Genomic DNA, 20,504 nt, shown 5'->3' on the forward strand with positions numbered 1-20,504 from the left:
GGTCGCCGCTGCCTTCATCGCACTGAACACGGCGCCCTGTGGCGGTCATCCCATGTGAAAACTGGATAACGATCCATAAAAATGTGAACTGGCGCGCATTTTGCACTGGCGGTGGCACCGGCGGTTGTCCGCCCTCACCGAAGAACCCTGCCATGTATCTCTTCCATCGCGTTCTCGCCTTCCTCGTGCTGTTCGCCGCCGGGACCGGCCTGGCCTGGGCCCAGTCCGACTCGCGCACCTTCAACGTCAAGATCCAGATCACCAGCGTCTGCGACATCCAGACCGCGCCTACCGATGTCGATTTCGGCAGCGTCAATTCCACCCAGACCGCGATCAACAGCACCGGCACCTTGAACGTGCGCTGCACCTCCGGAACCCCGTACAACATCGCGCTCAACGCCGGTTCCGGCTCCGGCGCCACGGTCACCACCCGCACCATGGGCAGTGCCGACGCCAGCAATACCGCACGCGTGCCGTACGCGCTGTACCGCAATGCCGCGCGCACCCAGAACTGGGGCTCGACCATCGGCACCGACACCCAGGCCGGCACCGGCAATGGTGCAGTGCAACCGATCACCGTCTACGGCCAGGTCGCCAGCACCAACTACCCTGCCGGTTCCTACAGCGACGTCGTCACCGCCACCGTCACCTGGTAACCGGAGCCGCCTGCATGCGTTCGCGACTGCCTTCCTTCCTGCGCCTGCCGGCGCTCGCCGCACTGTGGCTGGCGGCGGCCGGCGCGGCTGTCGCGGCGAGCCTGCAGGTGGCACCGACCTCGGTGTCGCTGCGTGCCGAGGAGACCGCGCAGGGCCTGTGGCTGAGCAACAGCGGCGACGTGCCGCTGCGTGCGCAGGTGCGCGTGTTCCACTGGCAGCAGCGCGACGGCGAGGATGTGCTCGACCCCAGCGACCGCATCGCGCTCAGCCCGCCGATGCTGCAACTGGCGCCGCACGCGCGGCAACTGGTGCGGGTGATCCGCCTGGATCCCGCGCCCGGCGCGCACGAGGACGCCTACCGCATCCTGGTCGACGAGTTGCCCGGCCAGGATCCCGCCAGCGGCGCCAGCGCCGGGTTGCAGTTCGTGCTGCGCTATTCGGTGCCGGTGTTCCTGCAGCCCGCCGTCGCCACCGCGCCGACGCTGCGCGCGCGACTGGTCCGCGACGGCGCCGCCGCGGCGCTGGAAGTGGCCAACCAGGGCAACGGCCACGCGCAGCTGGTGGACCTGCAGTTCGTCGCCGGCGACGGCCGCCGCAGCGCCATCGCCGAGGGCCTGGCCGGCTACGTGCTGCCGGGACAACGCAAGCGCTGGCCGCTGCCGGCGGCGCTGGCGCAGACCCAGGGAACGTTCGAGGCAAGGATCAATGGCGAGCCGCGCGCGCAGTCGCTGGTCGTGGACGCCGCGGCGCCCTGAACTGCTGCTGGCGCTGTGGGCCGGCAGCGCCGCGCTCGCCGTCGCCCAGCCGCAGCCCCCGCCCCGGCCCGAGGCGACCGCTCCGGCGCAGGAGACCCTGTACCTGGAGGTCACCCTGAACCAGACCCGCCAGCCCGGCCTGTTCCAGTTCCAGCGCGACGGCGAGCAACTGCGCGCCAGCGCCGCCACGCTGCACCAGCTCGGCCTGCGTGTGGACGGCAGCGACGCCAGCGCGGCGATCGCCCTGGGCGACCTGGACGGCGTGCGCTTCCGCTACGACGCCAGCCTGCAGCAGGTGACGATCGACGCGCCGGTGGCGCTGCTGGACGTCGCCACCACCCGCATCGACGCGCGCGGCGGCGTGCCGTCGCTGCCGGCGACCAGTTCACCCGGCGCCCTGCTCGACTACGACCTCTACGCCAGCCGCCAGGGCGGCGCCAGCAATCTCACCGCCAGTGGCGAGCTGCGCGTGCTCGGTCTGGGCCAGGGCCTGCTGCGGCAGTCCTTCATCGGCCGCGTGTACCGCGAGCCGCAGCAGGACTGGCGTGCCCAGACGATCCGCCTGGACACGCAATGGCAGTGGTCGCTGCCCGAGCGCATGACCAGCGTGGTGCTGGGCGACACCTTCAGCAGCAGCACCAGTTGGAGCCGCACCGTGCGCCTGGGCGGCGTGCGGGTGGGCAGCGACTTCGGCCTGCAGCCGTATCGCGCGATCACCCCGTTGCCGGAATTCCTCGGCGAAGTGGCGGTGCCGTCCAGCGTGGACCTGTACGTCAACGGCATCCGCCAGTACGGCGCGCAGCTGCCGGCCGGACCGTTCCAGCTGTCCGCCGCGCCGGGCGTGGACGGCGCCGGCAATGCCCAGGTGGTGATCACCGACGCCTACGGCCGCACCCGCTCGCTGGCCTTTCCGTTCTATGCGACCCAGGACTTGCTGGCCAGCGGGCTGACCGACTGGTCGCTGGCGCTGGGCCGGGTGCGCGAGGCGTACGGCGTCGCCGATTTCGCCTATGCCGGCGACACCGTCGGCAGCACCAGCTGGCGGCGCGGCCTCGGCCCACGCTTCACCGCCGAGGCGCACGCCGAGGCCGGGGCCGGCGTGCGCAACGCCGGGGTCGGCGGCCTGTGGCTGTTGCCGCGCGCCGGCGTGTTCGGCGCCTCGTTGGCGCACGGCGGTGCGGCCGGCCAGCACGGCCTGCAGTACGCGCTGAGCTACCGCTGGAACAACGGCCGCTTCAACCTGGCCATGGACACCCAGCGCGCGCAGGCCGGCTACCGCGACGTGGCCGCCCGCTACGGCGCCGCGCCGCCGCGGATCAGCGAGCGCGCCCTGTTCGGCAGCACCTGGGACGGCGTCGGCAACATCGCCCTGAGCTACGTGCGCCTGGCCTACCCCGACAGCGGCGACCAACGCTACGCCAGCCTGTTCTGGACGCGGGCCCTGCCGCGGCAGTCGTCGTTGAACCTGAGCATCAACCAGAACCTTGACCAGGCCCGCGACCGCAGCGTGTACCTGGGCTGGTCGATCGCGCTGGACGGCCGCCGCCAGGCCGGCGTCGCCGTGCAACGCATCGGCGAACGCACCAGTGCGACGGCCGACCTCAGCCAGGCGGCAGCCGCCGACGGTGGCAGCGGCTGGCGGCTGCAGGCGCGCGGCGGGCAGGACGGCGGCGGCGGCCTGGCCGAGGCCAGTTGGCGTGGCGACAGCGCCCGCTACGCCGGCGGCATCGCCAGCGCCGGCGGCCAGCGCTACGCCTATGCGGAAGCGTCGGGCGGCGTGGCCTGGATCGGCGGCGGCTGGTTCCCTGGCCGCGATCTCGACCAGGCCTTCGCCCTGGTCTCCACCGGCGGCGTCGCCGACGTGCCGGTGCTGCTGGAGAACCGGCCGATCGGCCGCACCGATGCGCGCGGCTTCCTGCTGGTCACGCCGCTGCTGGCCTGGCAGCACAACCGGCTGTCGATCGATCCGATGCGCCTGGCGCCCGAGTTGCGGCCGGAGCAGGTCGACCAGATCGTGGTGCCGCGCGATCGGACCGGGGTGGTGGTGGCGTTCCCGATCCGCCGCAGCGACGGCGTGCTGGTGCAACTGCACGACGCCGCCGACGCGCCGCTGCCGGTCGGCAGCCGGGTGCATGGACCGGGCGTCGACACCGTGGTCGGCTACGATGGCCAGGCCTATGTGGAAGGGCTCGCGCCCGGCCGCAACGACCTGGAGGTGGACATGCAAGGAAGCCACTGCCGGTTCCGGATCGAGCGCCCGACGCAGGCGCCGCCCACCCGGCTGGGTCCGCTGCGCTGCCTGCCGGAGCGCACGCCGTGAGCGCGCGCGCCTGGCGGATATGGCTGCCGGCGCTGCTGCTGGTGGCCGCGGCGCTGCTGCCGCAGCGCGCTGCCGCGACCACCACCTGTACCGCGCAGGCCACGGCGGTGAGCTTCGGCACCCTCTCCGACACCGCCGCCACCGACGCCACCGCACAGATCCTGGTGACCTGCCAGACCGGCGCGATCAGCGTGCTGGGCACGATCTACGTGCGCATGTGCCTGAACATCGGCGAGGGCGCGCAGGGTGCCGGCCTCGGCATCACCCCGCGGCGCATGCTCAACCCGCTCAACGACAGTCTCGGCTTCCAGCTCTACCGCGACAGCGCGCGCAGCCTGATCTGGGGCAGCGCGCTGAGCGGTTCCACCCCACTGCAGGTGGACCTGACCTATTCGTCGCTGGCGACCGGCGGCAGCGGCACCGGCACCTACACCATCTATGCGCGCGTCCCGTTGCAGAGCGGTATCGCCACCGGGGCCTACCAGAACAGTTTCAGCGGCGTGTACACCAACCTGCAGTACCGCTACGACGAGCCGTTGGTCGGCAACCCCGCGGTGATTCCCACCTCCTGCACCACCGGCGGCAAGGGCGGCGGCACCTCGGTGCAGTTCCCGTTCGTGGCCAGCGCCACCGCCGCACCGACCTGCACCATCGCCAGCATCGCCGACCTGGACTTCGGCACCCAGTCCGGCCTGATCGACAACCCGCTGAACTACACCACCGTGCTCAGCATGAACTGCCGCTACCGCACCGCCTGGCAGGTGAGCCTGGACAATGGCCAGAACGCCAGCGGCAACGTGCGCCGCATGCGCAGCGCCAGCGGCCAGTACCTGACCTATGAGCTGTACCGAGACGCTGCGCGCACCCAACGCTGGGGCAGCACCCTGAATACCGATACCCAGACCGGCACCGGGACCGGCAGCGCACAGACGCTGACCCTGTACGGGCAGGTCCCGGCCCGGCAGACGCCCGCCCCGGGCAGCTACAGCGACGTGGTCAAGGTCACCGTCACCTACTGAGGCCTGAACGGCGCCAGCGTGCCGGTCAAGTTGTCGTGGCGAGGGCCGCTATTGGCTGTGTCCTCCCCGGAGTTCCGCTCGATGACTGCGCCGTTCCTGCGACCGCTGCTGCTGGCGAGCCTGTGCGTGGCCGGCGTCGACGCGGCGGCGCAACCCGCCGTCAGCACCGGCGGCGCGATGTTGCGGATCGGTATCCGTATCGAACGCAGTTGCGAGCTCGGCGCCCCGGCGCGTCCGCAACCCGGGGCACTGCCGACGGTCGCCTGCAACCGCCCGCTGGCCTACCAGGTCAGCATCGACGGCACACCCGCGCCCGGCGCCAGCATGGCGTTGGCCTTGAGCCTGCCCGCCGCCGGCATCACGCCGGGCACGTCGGCGGGCTACGCCACGGTCGCGTTCTGATGGGCAGCGCCCGCGCGCGCCTGCTGCCGGCGCTGCTGCTGGCGCTGGCCGGCAGTGCTGGCGCGGCCGGGGTGCGGATCAGCCCGACCCTGGTGCAACTGGCACCCGGCGAGACCAGCACCGAGATCTGGCTGAGCAATACCCAGGACCGCCACTGGCAGGCGCAGGTCACGGTGTACCGCTGGCGGCAGAGCGACGGGATGGACGACCTGGAGAGCACCGACGAGGTCCGCGCCAGCCCGCAGTCGATCGACATCCCCGCGCAGGGGCGGCAACTGCTGCGGCTGGTGCGTACCGGCCCTGCGAGCGCCAACGAAGGCGCCTACCGCCTGGTGCTGGAGGAACGCACCGCCCCACCCGACACCGGCGCGCCTGCCACGCAGGCCGCTCCGTTGCTGCTGCGCTATTCCACGCCGGTGTTCCTGAGCCCTGCGGACCCGGCAGCCGCACCGCGCCTCAGCGCCCACCTGATCGCCGGCGCGCGCGGGCCGGAGCTGGTGGTGCACAACCGCGGCAGCGCCCATGCCCGGCTCAGCGACCTGAGCTTCGTCGGCGCCGACGGCCGCATCCAGACCCTGTTCCCCAGCCTCGCCGGCTACATCCTGGCCGGCGACTACAAGCGCTGGCCGCTGCCGCCCGCCGCGACCGCGCCCGGCGGCCGCTTCGCGGCCAGGCTCGACGACCAGGCGCCACTGCAGGCTCTGCCGGCCGAGTGAACCGCCCGGCGCATTGCGCCACCGCCGTCCGCCAGGTATAGTGCGCGGCTTCGTCGTGCCTGTCATCGGCCGATGGACCGTCCACGCCGGACGCACCGGCGAATTCACACCTGCCGCCATCGCCCGTGCCGGGGTGCTCCGCAAGGAGTTCGGCCACGGAGGCGGCAGGGAGGCCCAACCCCGGAATCGTCGTGCGGCCCGCAAGGCCGCCGTCATGCGCGCGCTTCACCCATTCCTGCCCGCGCACGGCCGGTTCCCCATCAGGAGTCACTGCAATGCCCCAGGTCACCATGCGTCAGATGCTGGAAGCCGGCGTCCACTTCGGCCACCAGACCCGCTACTGGAACCCCAAGATGGCGCCGTACATCTTCGGCGCGCGCGGCAAGATCCACATCATCAACCTCGAGAAGACGGTTCCGCTGTTCAACGACGCGATGAACTTCATCTCCAGCGTCGCGCAGAAGCGCGGCACCATCCTGTTCCTGGGCACCAAGCGCAGTGCCCGCGACGCGGTGAAGGAAGAAGCCGAGCGTTGCGGCCAGCCGTTCATGACCCAGCGCTGGCTGGGCGGCACGCTGACCAACTTCCGCACCGTCAAGCAGTCGGTGGCGCGCCTGAAGGAGCTGGAAGCGGCCGAAACCGACGGCACCTTCGACAAGCTGGTCAAGCACGAAGTGCTGACCCTGCGCCGCGAGCGCGACAAGCTGGAAGCCTCGCTGGGCGGCATCAAGGAAATGAACCGTCTGCCCGACGCCCTGTTCGTCATCGACATCGGCCATGAAGACATCGCCATCAAGGAAGCCAAGAAGCTCGGCATCCCGGTGATCGCGGTGGTCGACACCAACTACAACCCGGACCTGGTCGACTACGCCATCCCGGGCAACGACGACGCCATCCGCGCCGTGCAGCTGTACGCCCGTGCCGCCGCCGACGCCGTGCTGGAAGGCAAGGCCGCTGCGCCGAACGCCGCCAGCGTGCGCGAGGAAGAGTTCGCCGAGGGCGGCGACGACAAGGGCCGCGGCCCGCGCAAGAACGGCAAGAAGGCCGAAGAGACCGCTCCCGCCGCCGAGTAACCGGCGCGCCATGCGGCTGCGCGATCATGCGCAGCCGCCGCCCGGCGCGTTCGGCGCGCCCGGCTTCGCGAGCGCCGCCTGCGGCGCCCGCTTCCCAGATCTACCGGCCGGCCGCAAGCCGGCCTTTTCCCACCTTTCGTGAGGACATCCCGTGGAAATCACTGCTTCCCTGGTCAAGGAACTGCGCGAGCGCACCGGCGCCGGCATGATGGAGTGCAAGAAGGCGCTCACCGAGAACGCCGGCAACATCGACAACGCCGCCGAGTGGCTGCGCAAGTCGGGCCTGGCCAAGGCCGACAAGAAGGCCGACCGCGTCGCCGCCGAAGGCCGCATCGCGATGGCCCAGGACGGCGGCAAGGCGGTCCTGGTCGAAATCAACTCCGAGACCGACTTCGTCGCCAAGGACAACAACTTCCTTGCCTTCACCGACGCAGTCGTCCAGGCCGCCCTGGCCTCCGGCGCCGCCGACGTCGAAGCACTGAAGAGCGCCAAGCTGCCCAGCGGCGAGACCGTCGAGGAAGCCCGTGCCGCGGTCATCGCCAAGGTCGGCGAGAACGTGCAGGTGCGCCGCCTGGTGCGCATCGACAGCGCCAACAACGTCGCCGCCTACGTGCACGGCGGCCGCATCGGCGTGCTGGTCGAGGTCAAGGGCGGCGACGCCGACCTGGCCCGCGGCATCGCCATGCACATCGCGGCGATGAACCCGCCGCACGTCAAGGCGTCCGACGTCCCGGCCGAGTTCGTGGCCAAGGAAAAGGAAATCGAGCTGGCCAAGATGTCGGAGAAGGACAAGGCCAAGCCGGCCGACATCCTGGAGAAGATCATCAGCGGCAAGATCGCCAAGATCGTCAACGAGGTCACCCTGTACGGCCAGCCCTACGTGCTGAACACCGACCAGACCGTGGAGCAGGCGGTGAAGGCCGCCGGCGCCGACGTGGTCGGCTTCCAGCGCCTGGCGGTGGGCGAAGGCATCGAGAAGGTGGTGGAAGACTACGCCGCCGAAGTGATGAAGCAGGCCGGCCTGGCCTGATCCCGCTCCCGGGAAGAAAAGAGCCGCGCTTGTCGCGGCTTTTTTTTTACGGGTGTACGCTGCGCAGGCCGGGACAGGCCGCTCCCCCACCTCTCATTCCATGCCGTATCGGAAGTGCATGCATCCTGAACTCGAAGCGATCCTGAGTCACTCCCGCGACCTGCCCTCGCCCCCCGGCGTTGCCTTGCGCATCATCGAACTGGCGCAGGATGCGGACGTGGACCTGGCCGCGACCGCCGATGCGATCGCCATGGACATGGCATTGAGCGCGCGCATGCTGCGCATCGCCAATTCCCCGCTGTACGCCAGCCGGCGCCGCGTCGACAACCTCGGCCAGGCGCTGACCATGCTCGGCCTCAACGCCGCGCTGAGCCTGGCGTTGGGCTTTTCGATGGTGCAGAGCCTGCGCGGCGGCACCGGCGAGCCGCAGGAACGGCTGTGGCGACGCAGCGTGCTGGCGGCACTGGCCAGCCGCCTGCTCGGCCAGGCCGCGGGGTTGCGCAAGCACGAGGAACTGATGCTGGCCGGGCTGCTGCAGGACATGGGCGCACTGGCCCTGCTGCACGTCTGCCACGACCAGTACGCCGCCCTGCTGCACGAGGCGGCCGGCGATCCGCAACGGCTGAGCGCGCTGGAGCGCGAGCACCTGGGCGCCGACCGCGCCGAGGTCGGCGCCTGGCTGGCGCACAAGTGGAAGCTGCCCGCCTACCTGCAGCGCAGTATCGGCAGCGGCGGCACTGCCGGCGCCGCGACCGAGCCCTTCGACATCTGCGTGCGCCTGTCCGGCGCCGTCGCCGACATCTGGCTCAGCGACGATCCCGAAGCCGCGCGCACCCACGCCATGCAGTGCGCCTATCGCGACCTGCAACTGGACAGCCGCCGTTTCGACGAGGTGGTGGGCCACATCGCCGAGGCGCTGCCGGCGGTCAGCCCGATCTTCGATGTGCGCATCGCGCAGCCGGAGCGGGTCGACGCGATCATCAGCCATGCCCGCGAACTGATGGTGCTGCGCAACCTGCGCGAAGTGCAGGAAGCCAACCGCGTGCGCCAGCGCGCCGACGAGTACGAGCAGCACGCACGGCGCCTGGCCGAACAGGCCAGCCGCGACGCGCTCACCGGCGTGTTCAACCGGCACCAGCTGGACACTTTGCTCAAGCAGCAGTTCGAACTGGCCAATCGCCACGACTGGCCGCTGTCGGTGGCCTTCATCGACCTGGACGATTTCAAGAAGATCAACGACGCGCACGGGCACCTGGTCGGCGACCAGGTCCTGCGCGCATTCGCGCAGACCCTGCAGCCGATGCTGCGCGCCAGCGACACCGTGGCGCGCTTCGGCGGCGAGGAATTCCTGGTGCTGTTGCCCAACACCGGCGAAGAGGCCGCGCTGGGCGTGATGCGGCGCATCCTCGCTGAGATCGCGCAGCGGCCTATGGCCGACACCAAGCAGGGGCCGCTGCACATCAGCTTCTCCGCGGGCGTGGCCACCCAGGGCGGCCGCGAGCGTTTCAACAGCGCGCAGGAACTGCTGCAGGCGGCCGACGACATGCTGTACAGCGCCAAGCACGGCGGTCGCAATCGCGTCACCGCGCGTTCGTCCGGCGAGGCGCAACGCTGAAGCATCGCCGGCGGCACAGACGCGCTGGCGCGCATCGGCTAAAATCGTGTGGTTTGCCCGTCATCCCCCAACGAGGTCGCCATGTCCCAGCTCGCCTATCGCCGTATCCTGTTGAAACTGTCCGGCGAAGCGCTGATGGGAGACGGGGACTACGGCATCGACCCGAAGATCATCAATCGCCTTGCCCATGAGGTGATCGAGGCGCAGCAGGCCGGCGCGGAAGTGGCGCTGGTGATCGGCGGCGGCAACATCTTCCGCGGCGCCGGCCTGGCCGCCAACGGCATGGACCGGGTCACCGGCGACCACATGGGCATGCTCGCCACCGTCATCAACGCGTTGGCGATGCAGGACGCGCTGGAGAAGCTCGGCGCCAAGGTGCGAGTGATGAGCGCGATCAAGATCAACGACGTGTGCGAGGACTTCATCCGCCGCCGTGCGATCCGCCACCTGGAAAAGGGCCGCATCGCGATCTTCGCCGCCGGCACCGGCAACCCCTTCTTCACCACCGACTCCGGCGCCGCGCTGCGCGCGATCGAGATCGGTGCCGACCTGCTGCTGAAGGCGACCAAGGTCGACGGCGTGTACGACAAGGATCCGAAGAAGCACGCCGACGCCGTGCGCTTCGACAGCCTGACCTACGACGAAGTCATCGCCCGCAATCTGGAAGTGATGGACACCGCCGCCTTCGCCCTGGCCCGCGACAGCGACCTGCCGCTGCGCATCTTCAACATGGGCCAGCCCGGCGAACTGCTGAAGATCCTGCGCGGCGCCGAGATCGGCACGTTGGTGAAGGGACGGGGCTGAAAAGCCGGGAATGGGGAATCGGGATTAGGGAATCGCAGAGCCTTGCGCACTGCAGCATTGGCGCTGGCCACGATTCCCCGCCACATTGGCGTTCAGTTGGGCGCGCCGGAATCCGCCCTTGCCATTCCCCATTCCCGATTCCCCACTCCCGGCAGGCTATAATCGTCCGATTCAGATTCAGCACGGACACCGGCGATGCTCAACGAAATCAAGCAAGACGCACAGACCCGCATGGCCAAGAGCATCGACGCGCTGCGTCATGCGCTCATCAAGGTGCGCACCGGCCGCGCGTCGACCGCCTTGGTCGAGCACCTGAAGGTCAACTACTACGGCTCGGACATGCCGCTGAGCCAGGTCGCCAGCGTGGCCGTCGCCGACGCCCGCTCGCTGACCATCACCCCGTGGGAAAAGCAGATGGTCGGCGCGGTCGAGAAGGCGATCCTGGCCTCGGACCTGGGCCTGACCCCGAACACCGCCGGCACCACCATCCGCCTCAACCTGCCCGCGCTCACCGAGGAGCGCCGCCGCGAGCTGTCCAAGGTCGTGCACGGCGAAGGCGAGGACACCAAGGTCGCGATCCGCAACATCCGCCGCGACGCCAACCAGCAGGTCAAGGATCTGCTGAAGGACAAGAAGGTCACCGAGGACGAGGCCCGCGCCAGCGAGGACGACATCCAGAAGCTGACCGACAAGGCGATCAAGGACGTGGACGACGTGGTCAAGGGCAAGGAACAGGAACTGATGGCGGTCTGAGCCTGCGCCTGCCGGCCATGCCTTCCGACCCCATCCCCATGTCCCTGCCCCGCCACCTGGCCATCATCATGGATGGCAACGGCCGCTGGGCGCAGCGCCGCCGCCGGCCGCGCGTGATCGGCCACCGCGCCGGCGCCCGCGCGGTCAACCGCACCATCGACTTCTGCCTGGAGCGCGGCATCGGCGCGCTGACCCTGTTCGCCTTTTCCAGCGAGAACTGGGGGCGCCCGCAGGAGGAAGTGGACGCGTTGATGAAGCTGTTCCTGCACGCGCTCGACCGCGAGGTCGAGGAACTGCAGCGGCGCGGCGTGCGCGTGCGCTTCATCGGCGACCGCGCGCGCTTCGCGCCGTCGCTGTGCGAGCGCATGGCCCAGGCCGAGGCGCGCACCCGCGACAACCAGGCGCTGCACCTGTCGATCGCCGCCAGCTACGGCGGCCGCCAGGACATCGCCCTGGCCGCGCGCGCGCTGGCCGAGGACGTCGCCGCCGGACGCCTGCGCCCGGAGCAGATCGACGAGGACGCGCTGTCGGCGCGCATGGCGCTGGCCGACCTGCCGCCGCCGGACCTGTTCATCCGCACCGGCGGCGACCTGCGCATCAGCAACTTCCTGCTGTGGCAGCTGGCCTATACCGAACTGTGGTTCACCGAGACCCTCTGGCCCGAGTTCGGCCCCGAGGTGCTGCAACAAGCCCTGGACGACTACGCCCGCCGCGAGCGGCGTTTCGGCCTCACCAGCGCGCAGGTCGCCGAAGCGGCGACGGAGAACGTTTCCGCATGACCCGTACCCGCGTCATCGCCGCGCTGATCATGGCCCCGCTGGCCATCTGCGCCATCCTGCTGCTGCCGACCCAGTGGCTGGTCGCGCTGGCCGCCCTGATCTTCCTGATCGGCCTGTGGGAATGGCTGAAGCTGGCCGAGGTCGACGACACCCTGCCGCGCACCATCCTGCTGATGCTCAACCTGCTGCTGATGGTGTTGCTGGTGTGGGCCTCGGCCGGCTCGCTGGTGCTGTTCCAGCTGACCACCCTGATCGGCGCCGGCTGGTGGTGCGTGGCCTTGCTGTGGCTGGGCTTCTACCGCTTCGGCTCCGACCACGCCACCTACGCGCGGGTGTTCAAGCTCGCCGCCGGCACCCTGGCGATCGTGCCGGCCTGGGCGGCGCTGGGCCTGATCCACGCCAGCGAGCCGAACGGCCACCGCTGGCTGCTGACCGCGCTGGCGACGGTGTGGGCCGCCGATTCCGGCGCCTATTTCGCCGGCCGCCAGTTCGGCAAGCACAAGCTGGCGCCGCGGATCAGCCCCAACAAGACCGTGGAAGGCCTGGTCGGCGGCCTGCTGGCCGGCCTGATCGTGGCCGCCGGTTTCGGCTGGCTGGCCGGGGTGACCCTGCCGCACCTGCCCGGGCTGCTGATCGTGGCCGCGGTCAGCGTGCTGGCCTCGGTGGTCGGCGACCTGTTCGAGAGCCTGCTCAAGCGCCACGTCGGCGCCAAGGACTCGGGCAACGTGATTCCCGGTCACGGCGGCGTGCTGGACCGGATCGACGGCGTGCTGGCGGCGCTGCCGATCTTCGCGCTGGGCAAGGACATCTTCGGGTTCTGAGCCAGTGAACACGCAACGCAGAAAGACCCCAGCGGTCCGCACCATCGCCGTGCTCGGCGCCACCGGCTCGATCGGCGCCTCGGCGCTGGACGTGATCGCGCGCCATCCGCAGCGCCTGCGCGCCGGCGTGCTCGCGGCCGGGCGCAACGTCGACGCGCTGCTGGCGCTGTGTGCCACGCACCGCCCCGCGCATGCGGTGATCGCCGATCAGGCGCTGTACCCGGCGCTGCGCGACGGCCTGCGCGCGGCCGGGCTGTCGACCCAGGCGCATGCCGGCGACGCCGCACTGGACCAACTGGTGGCCAGCGACGCCTGCGACAGCGTGGTCGCCGCGATCGTCGGCGCGGCCGGCCTGGCCTCGACCCTGGCCGCGGCCCGCGCCGGCAAGCGCCTGCTGCTGGCCAACAAGGAAGCGCTGGTGCTGGCCGGCGAACTGGTCACCGCCGCGGCGGCCGCGGCCGGCGCCGAGATCATCCCGATCGACAGCGAGCACAACGCCATCTTCCAGTGCCTGCGCTCGCGCCAGACCGGCGCCGAAGTCCGGCGGGTGCTGCTGACCGCCTCCGGCGGCCCGTTCCGCGGCTGGGACCGCGCGCGCCTGCAGGCGGTGACCCCGGTGCAGGCCGTGGCGCACCCGAAGTGGTCGATGGGGCCGAAGATCTCCGTCGATTCGGCGACGTTGATGAACAAGGGCCTGGAAGTGATCGAGGCCCACCATCTGTTCGCGCTGGCGCCCGAGCGCATCGAGGTGCTGGTGCACCCGCAGAGCCTGGTGCATTCGCTGGTCGAGTTCATCGACGGTTCGACCCTGGCGCAGATGGGCCTGCCGGACATGCGCACCACCCTGGCGGTGGGCCTGGGCTGGCCGGACCGCATCGCCTCCGGGGTCGCCGGGCTGGACCTGCTGACGCAGGGGCGGCTGGATTTCGAGGCGCCGGACCTGGACGCTTTCCCCTGCCTGGGCCTGGCCTGGGGCGCGATGCAGGCCGGCGGCAGCGCCCCGGCGATCCTGAACGCGGCCAACGAAGTGGCTGTTTCAGCCTTTCTTCAGGGCCGGATCGGTTTCCTATCGATTCCTGCGCTGGTCGAGAACGCCCTGACCGAGCTGCCTGCGGTCGCGGCCGATTCCCTGGACGCGTTGCTGGCGGCGGATGCGCACTCGCGCAAGATCACCGAACTCGCCATTGCCCGCCACTTCGCCCATGCTTGATCCCCACGCCGCCATGAGCCACGCGCATGGGTAATGTCGTCGGCTCCATCTGGTGGATGCTGGTCAGCCTGGGCATCCTGGTGACCTTCCACGAGTTCGGCCATTTCTGGGTCGCCCGCCGCTGCGGGGTCAAGGTGCTGCGCTTCTCGGTGGGCTTCGGCAAGCCGCTGTGGTCGCGCTACGACCGCCACGGCACCGAGTTCGCGATCGCCGCGATTCCGCTCGGCGGCTACGTGAAGATGCTCGACGAACGCGAGGGCGAGGTGGCCCCGGCCGAGCGCGCGCAGGCCTTCAACAACAAGAGCGTGTGGCAGCGCATCGCCATCGTCGCCGCCGGCCCGATCGCCAACCTGATCCTGTGCGTGGCGTTCCTCTGGGCGATGTTCGTGATCGGCAAGCAGGACTACGCGCCCATCGTCGGCCGCGCCGAGGGCCTGGCGCAGCAGGCCGGGTTCCAGCCCGGCGAGCGCATCGTCCGCGTCGGCGACCGCGACGTCGCCACCTGGAGCGAGGCCGCCATGCAGTTGACCGTCGCCGCCATGGACCGCGAGGACGTGCCGGTGCAGACCGAGGACGCGCAGGACGGCGCCAGCCATACCCGGACCCTGCGCCTGTCGCAGTTGCCGGTCGGCTTCGACGAGCAGCAGGTGCCGGCCCTGGCCGGCCTGACCTGGCGCTTCACCCTGCAGCCGGCAGTGATCGCCAACGTCACCGCCGGCTCGGCCGCCGACGGCGTGCTGCGCCCCGGCGACCGCGTGCTGGCGGTGGACGGCACCCCGATCACCAGCGCCGACCAGGTCGCACCACAGGTGCAGGCCCTGGGCCGCGGCGGCGGCAACGGCCTGATCGAGGTCGAGCGCAACGGCGAGCGCCTGGCCCTGGACGTCCATCTCAAGCAGGCCGCCGGCCCCGGCGCGCCGCGCTGGACGCTGGGCGTGGCCATCGGCGAGCAGCGCCGCCCGGCCTACGACGCCACCCTGCGCTACGGCCCGCTGGCGGCGATCCCGGTCGCCTTCCGCGAGACCGGCCGGCTGGCCGGCGACACGCTCGGCATCCTGCGCCGCATGCTGACCGGCGAGGCCTCGCTGAAGAACGTGTCCGGCCCGATCACCATCGCCAAGGTCGCCAACGTCTCGGCCAAGCAGGGCCCGGACTGGTTCCTGAATTTCCTGGCGCTGCTGTCGCTGAGCCTGGCGATCATGAACCTGCTGCCGATCCCGATCTTGGACGGCGGGCACTTGCTGTATTACCTTATCGAGTTGGTCAAGGGCAGCCCGCTGAGCGAGCGCGCCATGGCGGCGGGGCAATTCGTGGGCCTGACGTTGCTGGCAGGACTGATGGGGTTGGCGTTCTACAACGACCTCTTCGGCCAGGCCCTGCGATGACCCGCGCCGATCCACTCGACCCGCTGTCGTCTTGCGCCGGCGCCCATGCAACAACGATATCGACCTCTACCGGACGTGACATGACGAGATTTCCCACTCGCCGCCTGCTTGCCCTCGCCCTCGCCGCCAGCCTCAGCCTGCCGGCCCTGGCCCAGGTAGCGGAGCCCTTCACCGCCAGCGACATCCGCGTAGACGGGCTGCAACGCATTTCGTCCGGCACCGTGTTCACCTATCTGCCGGTGGAACGCGGCGACACCGTGGACGAGGCCAAGGTCGCCGAGGCGATCCGTGCCCTGTACCGCACCGGCTTCTTCGAGGACGTGCGCGTCGACCGCCAGGGCAACATCCTGGTGGTCACGGTCAAGGAGCGCCCGGCGATCAACAAGCTGACCGTCACCGGCAACAAGGACATCAAGAGCGAGGAACTGCTCAAGGGCCTGTCCGACATCGGCCTCAGCGAAGGCGGCACCTTCGACCGGCTGAGCCTGGACCGGGTGACCCAGGAGCTGACCCGCCAGTACAACAACCGCGGCAAGTACAACGTCGAGATCACCCCGACGGTGAGCCCGCTGGACCGCAACCGCGTCGACGTGGCCATCGCGATCAAGGAAGGCAAGGCGGCCAAGATCCGCCACGTCAACCTGATCGGCACCGAGAAATTCCTCAACAAGGACATCCTGGAGAACTGGGAGTCGCGCGAGCACAACTGGCTGTCCTGGTACCGCCGCGACGACCAGTACTCCAAGGAAAAGCTGTCCGGCGACCTGGAGAAGCTCAACTCCTGGTACCTGGACCGCGGCTACGTCGACTTCAGCGTCGACTCCACCCAGGTGGCGATCAGCCCCGACAAGCGCGACATGTACCTGACCGCCGGCATCACCGAAGGCGAGCAGTACAAGATTTCCGACATCAAGGTCACCGGCGACACCATCCTGCCCCAGGAAGAGATCGAGAAGCTGGTGATCCCCAAGGCCGGCGACACCTTCTCGCGTGCGCTGCTGGAATACAGCTCCGACGCGATCACCAACACCCTGAGCAACATCGGCTACGCCTTCGCCAAGGTCACCCCGATCCCGACCACCGACCGCGAGAAGCGCACGGTGGCGGTGAACCTGCAGGTGACGCCGGGCCCGCGCGTGTCGGTGCGGCGCATCGTGTTCCGCGGCAACACCCGCACCTCCGACGAAGTGCTGCGCCGCGAAATGCGCCAGTTCGAGGACACCTGGTACTCGCAGGCGGCGATCGATCGCTCCAAGATCCGCCTGCAGCGCCTGGGTTATTTCGAGTCGGTGGACGTGGAAACCCCGCCGGTGCCGGGCAGCAACGACAAGGTCGACGTGGTCTACAACGTCAAGGAGACCACCTCGGGCAGCTTTACCTTCGGCCTCGGCTATTCGCAGACCTACGGCGTCACCACCTCGGTGCAGCTGTCGCAGAACAACTTCCTCGGCGGCGGCAACCGCGTCGCGGTGGACGCCTCGCGCAGCAGCTACCAGGAGCGCTACGCGTTCTCCTACACCAATCCGTTCTTCACCGACGACGGCGTGTCGCTGGGCTACAACCTGTCCTGGCGCAAGCTGGACTACTCCGACTTCGGCACCGCGCAGTACAACAGCACCAACGGCGCGGCGCAGGTGATCTTCGGCGTGCCGATCACCGAGACCGACAGCGTCTCGCTGATGTTCGGCGTGGACAGCAACCAGATCACCACCTATCCGGGCTTCACCCCGCAGGCGATCATCAACTACATCGACGCGATCGGGACCAAGACCTTCCACGCCTGGCGCAGCGAGCTCGGCTGGGCGCGCGACACCCGCAACGACTACTTCATGCCCACCCGCGGCATGTACCAGCGTGTGGGCCTGGAAGCCACCCTGCCCGGTTCGACCGTGGAGTACTGGAAGCTCAACTACCAGATCTCCAAGTACTGGCCGATCTCGCCGGCGCTGGTGCTCAACACCCGCGCGGAGTTCGGCTACGGCGACAGCTACGGCAGCGACGTGTCGCGCGACATCTGCGGCACCTACACCAGCGATGCGCAAGGCACGACGACCTACAACCCGCAGGCCTGCAACGGCTCCAACCTGATCCGCAGCGTCACCGCCTCGGGCCTGCCGTTCTACGAGAACTTCTACGCCGGCGGCACCAACTCGGTCCGCGGCTTCGAGGACAACACCCTCGGCCCGCGCTCGGAGGCCACCGCCTCGTACCGCCGCGGCCAGCCGCTGGGCGGCTCGTTCAAGACCGTGGGCTCGGCGGAAATGTACTTCCCGAAGCTGTTCGACAGCCCGTCGGCGCGCATTTCGGCGTTCGTGGACGTCGGCAACGTGTTCAATGGCGTGGACAACTTCAAGTCCAACCAGTTGCGCGCCTCCACCGGTATCGCCCTGCTGTGGCGGGCCCCGGTCGGCCCGATCTCGATCAGCTATGCGATTCCGTTGAAGAAGGAAGACAACGACGAGATCGAGCGCCTGCAGTTCACCTTTGGTGGGCAGTTCTAAAAGAACTGCCCACCCGCTGCCAGGGCTGCGCCCTGGCAGCCAGGTTTTCGCTGCGCGAAAACCTGCTGGGGCTTGGCTTGCCGAATCCCCGCGCCTTCGGCGCGCCCCGAGCGCGTCACCGCATTCGCGCTGACGCCCCACGATTCGCATTGCGAATCGCGGGCCCCGGCTCATCACTCTCCGAATCCCCGCGCCTTCGGCGCGCCCCCTTTACCAAAGGGGGCTTTGCTCCAGTCGGTTGATCGTGACCTGTCCGGGATAGCGTTGCGAGAGCGGCGCGCTCGCCCTACGCGGGCGTACGTATGACCGTGCTGGTGGCACACGGTAGAATCTCCCGGTGAATACTTCGACCTATACCGCTGACGAGATCGCCGAGCGTTTCGGCCTGCAGGTGCATGGCGACGGCAGCGTCGCGGTGCGCGGCGTGGCCACGCTGGCGCAGGCCGGCCCGGGACAGCTCAGCTTCCTGGCCAATCCCCGCTATCGTGCGCAACTGGCCGACAGCACTGCGGCGATCGTGGTGCTGCGTGCCGACGATGCCGAGGCCGCGCCCGGCACCGCGCTGATCGCGCGCGATCCGTATGTCGCCTTCGCCAAGATCGCCGCGCTGTTCGACGTAGCCCCGCTGCGGCCGCCCGGCATCCATCCCAGCGCCAGCATCGATCCCAGTGCGCAGGTCGCGGCCAGCGCGCACATCGGCGCGTTCGTCAGCATCGGCGCGCGCAGCGTGGTCGGCGAGGGCTGCGTGATCGGCCCCGGCTGCGTGATCGGCGAAGACTGCCAGGTCGGCGCCGGCAGCGAACTGATCGCCCGCGTCACCCTGGTCACCCGGGTGCGTCTGGGCCAGCGCGTGCGCGTGCATCCCGGCGCGGTGCTCGGCGCCGACGGCTTCGGCTTGGCGATGGACGCCGGCCGCTGGATCAAGGTGCCGCAGCTCGGCGGCGTCCGCATCGGTGACGATTGCGAGATCGGCGCCAACACCTGCGTGGACCGCGGCGCGCTGGAAGACACCACCCTCGAAGAAGACGTGCGCCTGGACAACCTGGTGCAGGTCGCGCACAACGTGCACATCGGCGCGCACAGCGCCATCGCCGGCTGCACCGGCATCGCCGGCAGCGCCAAGATCGGCCGCTACGTGATGCTCGGCGGCGCGGTCGGCGTGGTCGGCCACCTGGAGATCTGCGACAAGGTCGTGGTCACCGGGAAGTCGGTCGTGCGCAACTCCATCCACGAGCCGGGCGAGTACTCGTCCGGCACCCCATTGACCGACAACCGCACGTGGCGCAAGAACGCCGCGCGCTTCAAACAGCTCGATGCCCTGGCCCGTCGCATCCTGTCTGTCAGCAAGGAGAAGGAATGAGCCACGATCAGCCCCTGCCGGACGCCACCCTGCCGGACATCAACCAGATCCGCGCACTGCTCCCGCACCGCTACCCGTTCCTGCTGGTGGACAAGGTGGTCTCGCTGGATTTCGAGAACCGCCGGATCGTCGCGCACAAGAACGTCAGCATCAACGAGCCGTATTTCCAGGGCCATTTCCCCGGCCAGCCGATCATGCCCGGCGTGCTGATCATCGAGGCGCTGGCGCAGGCCGGCGGCATCCTGACCCAGCTGGCGATGGGCCGCGACGCGCAGTCCAAGCTGTTCTACATGGTCAAGGTCGACAACGCCCGCTTCAACAGTCAGGTGGTGCCCGGCGACGTGCTGGAGCTGCATGTGGAAATCAAGCGGGTGATCCGCAACATGGCGGTGTACTACGGCGAGGCCAAGGTCAACGGCAAGGTCGTGGCCTGCGCCGAAGTGCTGTGCGCCGGCACCCGCGAATGACCCTGGCAGGAGACCTGCGATGAGCGCCAACGCTCCCCTGATTCACCCCTCCGCGATCATCGATCCCGGCGCGAAACTCGCCGCCGACGTGCGCGTCGGCGCCTTCACCGTGATCGGCGCCGAGGTGGAGATCGGCGAAGGCTGCGAGATCGGCTCGCATTGCAGCATCGTCGGCCCGACCCGGCTCGGCCGCGACAACCGCCTGGTCGGCCACGTCGCGCTCGGCGGCGACCCGCAGGACAAGAAGTTCGCCGGCGAACGCACCGAACTGGTGATCGGCGACCGCAACGTGATCCGCGAGTTCGTCACCGTCAGCCGCGGCACCGGCAGCGGCGGCGGCATCACCCGCGTGGGCAGCGACAACTGGTTCCTCGCCTACACCCACGTCGCCCACGACTGCATCGTCGGCAACCATTGCGTGTTCTCCAACAACACCACCCTGGCCGGGCACGTGGAAGTGGGCGACCACGTGATCATCAGCGGCTTCGCCGGCGCGCACCAGTTCTGCCGCATCGGCGATCACGCCTTCCTCGGCATGGGCGCGCTGATCAACGGCGACGTGCCGCCGTTCACCATGGTCGGCGGCAATTCGCTGGGGCGCCCGCGCGGCATCAACAGCGAAGGGCTGAAGCGCCGCGGCTTCGATCCCGAGCGCGTGGCCGCGATCAAGCGCGCCTACCGCGCGCTGTACGTGGCCGGCCTGCCGCTGGCCGAGGCCAAGCACCAGTTGGCGGTGCTGGCCGAAGGCAGCGAGGACGTGCGCGCGATGCTGGAGTTCATCGAATCCAGCGAGCGGCCGTTGTTGCGATGAATGCCGGGAATGGGGAATGGGGAATGG

Annotated in this window: 19 protein-coding genes; all 19 read left to right on the forward strand. The window is 69.6% G+C overall.

The genetic code is table 11. The features are described from left to right. Positions 1–152 precede the first annotated feature (152 nt). The 19 genes from CEK69_RS12645 (at position 153) to lpxA (ending at position 20,477) form a co-directional block, all read left to right on the forward strand. Positions 153–656, forward strand: coding sequence for a spore coat U domain-containing protein (locus CEK69_RS12645; RefSeq protein WP_017912102.1), 504 nt, complete (start codon positions 153–155; stop codon positions 654–656). A 14-nt stretch (positions 657–670) separates the two neighbouring features. Next, entirely contained in the window at positions 671–1,411 is a 741-nt protein-coding gene (locus CEK69_RS12650) for a molecular chaperone (protein WP_152245948.1), read from the forward strand. Continuing rightward, the gene (locus CEK69_RS12655; protein ID WP_152245950.1) at positions 1,362–3,731 is read left to right on the forward strand and encodes a fimbria/pilus outer membrane usher protein; all 2,370 of its coding nucleotides are present in this window, start codon (positions 1,362–1,364) and stop codon (positions 3,729–3,731) included. Before CEK69_RS12650 ends, CEK69_RS12655 begins: the two co-directional genes overlap by 50 nt. Next, complete coding sequence (locus CEK69_RS12660; RefSeq protein ID WP_152245952.1) at positions 3,728–4,750, forward strand: spore coat U domain-containing protein; 1,023 nt, start codon at positions 3,728–3,730, stop codon at positions 4,748–4,750. The genes CEK69_RS12655 and CEK69_RS12660 overlap by 4 nt, the downstream gene beginning before the upstream one ends. Positions 4,751–4,831: 81 nt before the next feature. Next, positions 4,832–5,152, forward strand: a complete 321-nt coding sequence (locus CEK69_RS12665) for a hypothetical protein (RefSeq protein WP_152245954.1) — start codon at positions 4,832–4,834, stop codon at positions 5,150–5,152. After that, positions 5,152–5,868 (forward strand): fimbria/pilus periplasmic chaperone, encoded by a 717-nt coding sequence (locus CEK69_RS12670; protein ID WP_152245956.1) that lies wholly within the window; start codon positions 5,152–5,154, stop codon positions 5,866–5,868. Before CEK69_RS12665 ends, CEK69_RS12670 begins: the two co-directional genes overlap by 1 nt. A 275-nt stretch (positions 5,869–6,143) precedes the next feature. After that, positions 6,144–6,941: a 30S ribosomal protein S2 gene (gene rpsB / locus CEK69_RS12675; protein ID WP_017908839.1), complete on the forward strand. Its 798-nt coding sequence runs from the start codon at positions 6,144–6,146 to the stop codon at positions 6,939–6,941. A gap of 151 nt (positions 6,942–7,092) precedes the next feature. Beyond that, positions 7,093–7,971 carry a translation elongation factor Ts gene (gene tsf, locus CEK69_RS12680; RefSeq protein WP_017908840.1) on the forward strand — a complete coding sequence of 293 codons (879 nt, stop codon included), beginning with the start codon at positions 7,093–7,095 and terminating at the stop codon, positions 7,969–7,971. 118 nt (positions 7,972–8,089) lie between these two features. After that, complete coding sequence (locus CEK69_RS12685; protein ID WP_043090360.1) at positions 8,090–9,586, forward strand: GGDEF domain-containing protein; 1,497 nt, start codon at positions 8,090–8,092, stop codon at positions 9,584–9,586. An 81-nt stretch (positions 9,587–9,667) separates the two neighbouring features. Next, positions 9,668–10,390: a UMP kinase gene (gene pyrH / locus CEK69_RS12690; RefSeq protein WP_010344040.1), complete on the forward strand. Its 723-nt coding sequence runs from the start codon at positions 9,668–9,670 to the stop codon at positions 10,388–10,390. Between the two features lie 195 nt (positions 10,391–10,585). Further along, positions 10,586–11,143: a ribosome recycling factor gene (frr, locus tag CEK69_RS12695; protein ID WP_010344041.1), complete on the forward strand. Its 558-nt coding sequence runs from the start codon at positions 10,586–10,588 to the stop codon at positions 11,141–11,143. Positions 11,144–11,181: 38 nt separating this feature from the next. Further along, positions 11,182–11,922 carry a polyprenyl diphosphate synthase gene (uppS, locus tag CEK69_RS12700; RefSeq protein WP_017908842.1) on the forward strand — a complete coding sequence of 247 codons (741 nt, stop codon included), beginning with the start codon at positions 11,182–11,184 and terminating at the stop codon, positions 11,920–11,922. After that, positions 11,919–12,743: a phosphatidate cytidylyltransferase gene (locus tag CEK69_RS12705; RefSeq protein ID WP_017908843.1), complete on the forward strand. Its 825-nt coding sequence runs from the start codon at positions 11,919–11,921 to the stop codon at positions 12,741–12,743. Before uppS ends, CEK69_RS12705 begins: the two co-directional genes overlap by 4 nt. 4 nt (positions 12,744–12,747) lie before the next feature. Then, a complete protein-coding gene (gene dxr / locus CEK69_RS12710) occupies positions 12,748–13,953 on the forward strand; it encodes a 1-deoxy-D-xylulose-5-phosphate reductoisomerase (RefSeq protein WP_152245958.1) in 1,206 nt (401 codons plus the stop codon). Positions 13,954–13,979: 26 nt separating this feature from the next. Next, positions 13,980–15,338, forward strand: a complete 1,359-nt coding sequence (gene rseP, locus CEK69_RS12715; RefSeq protein ID WP_017914566.1) for an RIP metalloprotease RseP — start codon at positions 13,980–13,982, stop codon at positions 15,336–15,338. Positions 15,339–15,418: 80 nt separating this feature from the next. Beyond that, positions 15,419–17,839 (forward strand): outer membrane protein assembly factor BamA, encoded by a 2,421-nt coding sequence (gene bamA / locus CEK69_RS12720; RefSeq protein WP_017908791.1) that lies wholly within the window; start codon positions 15,419–15,421, stop codon positions 17,837–17,839. A 337-nt stretch (positions 17,840–18,176) separates the two neighbouring features. After that, on the forward strand, positions 18,177–19,199 hold the full coding sequence (gene lpxD, locus CEK69_RS12725; protein ID WP_152245960.1) for a UDP-3-O-(3-hydroxymyristoyl)glucosamine N-acyltransferase: 1,023 nt from the start codon (positions 18,177–18,179) through the stop codon (positions 19,197–19,199). Further along, the gene (fabZ, locus tag CEK69_RS12730; RefSeq protein WP_010344048.1) at positions 19,196–19,666 is read left to right on the forward strand and encodes a 3-hydroxyacyl-ACP dehydratase FabZ; all 471 of its coding nucleotides are present in this window, start codon (positions 19,196–19,198) and stop codon (positions 19,664–19,666) included. The genes lpxD and fabZ overlap by 4 nt, the downstream gene beginning before the upstream one ends. 19 nt (positions 19,667–19,685) lie before the next feature. Continuing rightward, positions 19,686–20,477 carry an acyl-ACP--UDP-N-acetylglucosamine O-acyltransferase gene (gene lpxA / locus CEK69_RS12735; protein WP_017908793.1) on the forward strand — a complete coding sequence of 264 codons (792 nt, stop codon included), beginning with the start codon at positions 19,686–19,688 and terminating at the stop codon, positions 20,475–20,477. Positions 20,478–20,504: the final 27 nt, after the last annotated feature.

This window comes from Xanthomonas sp. LMG 12462, from assembly GCF_009192885.1.
In the GTDB taxonomy this organism is placed as follows: Bacteria; Pseudomonadota; Gammaproteobacteria; order Xanthomonadales; family Xanthomonadaceae; genus Xanthomonas_A; species Xanthomonas_A sontii.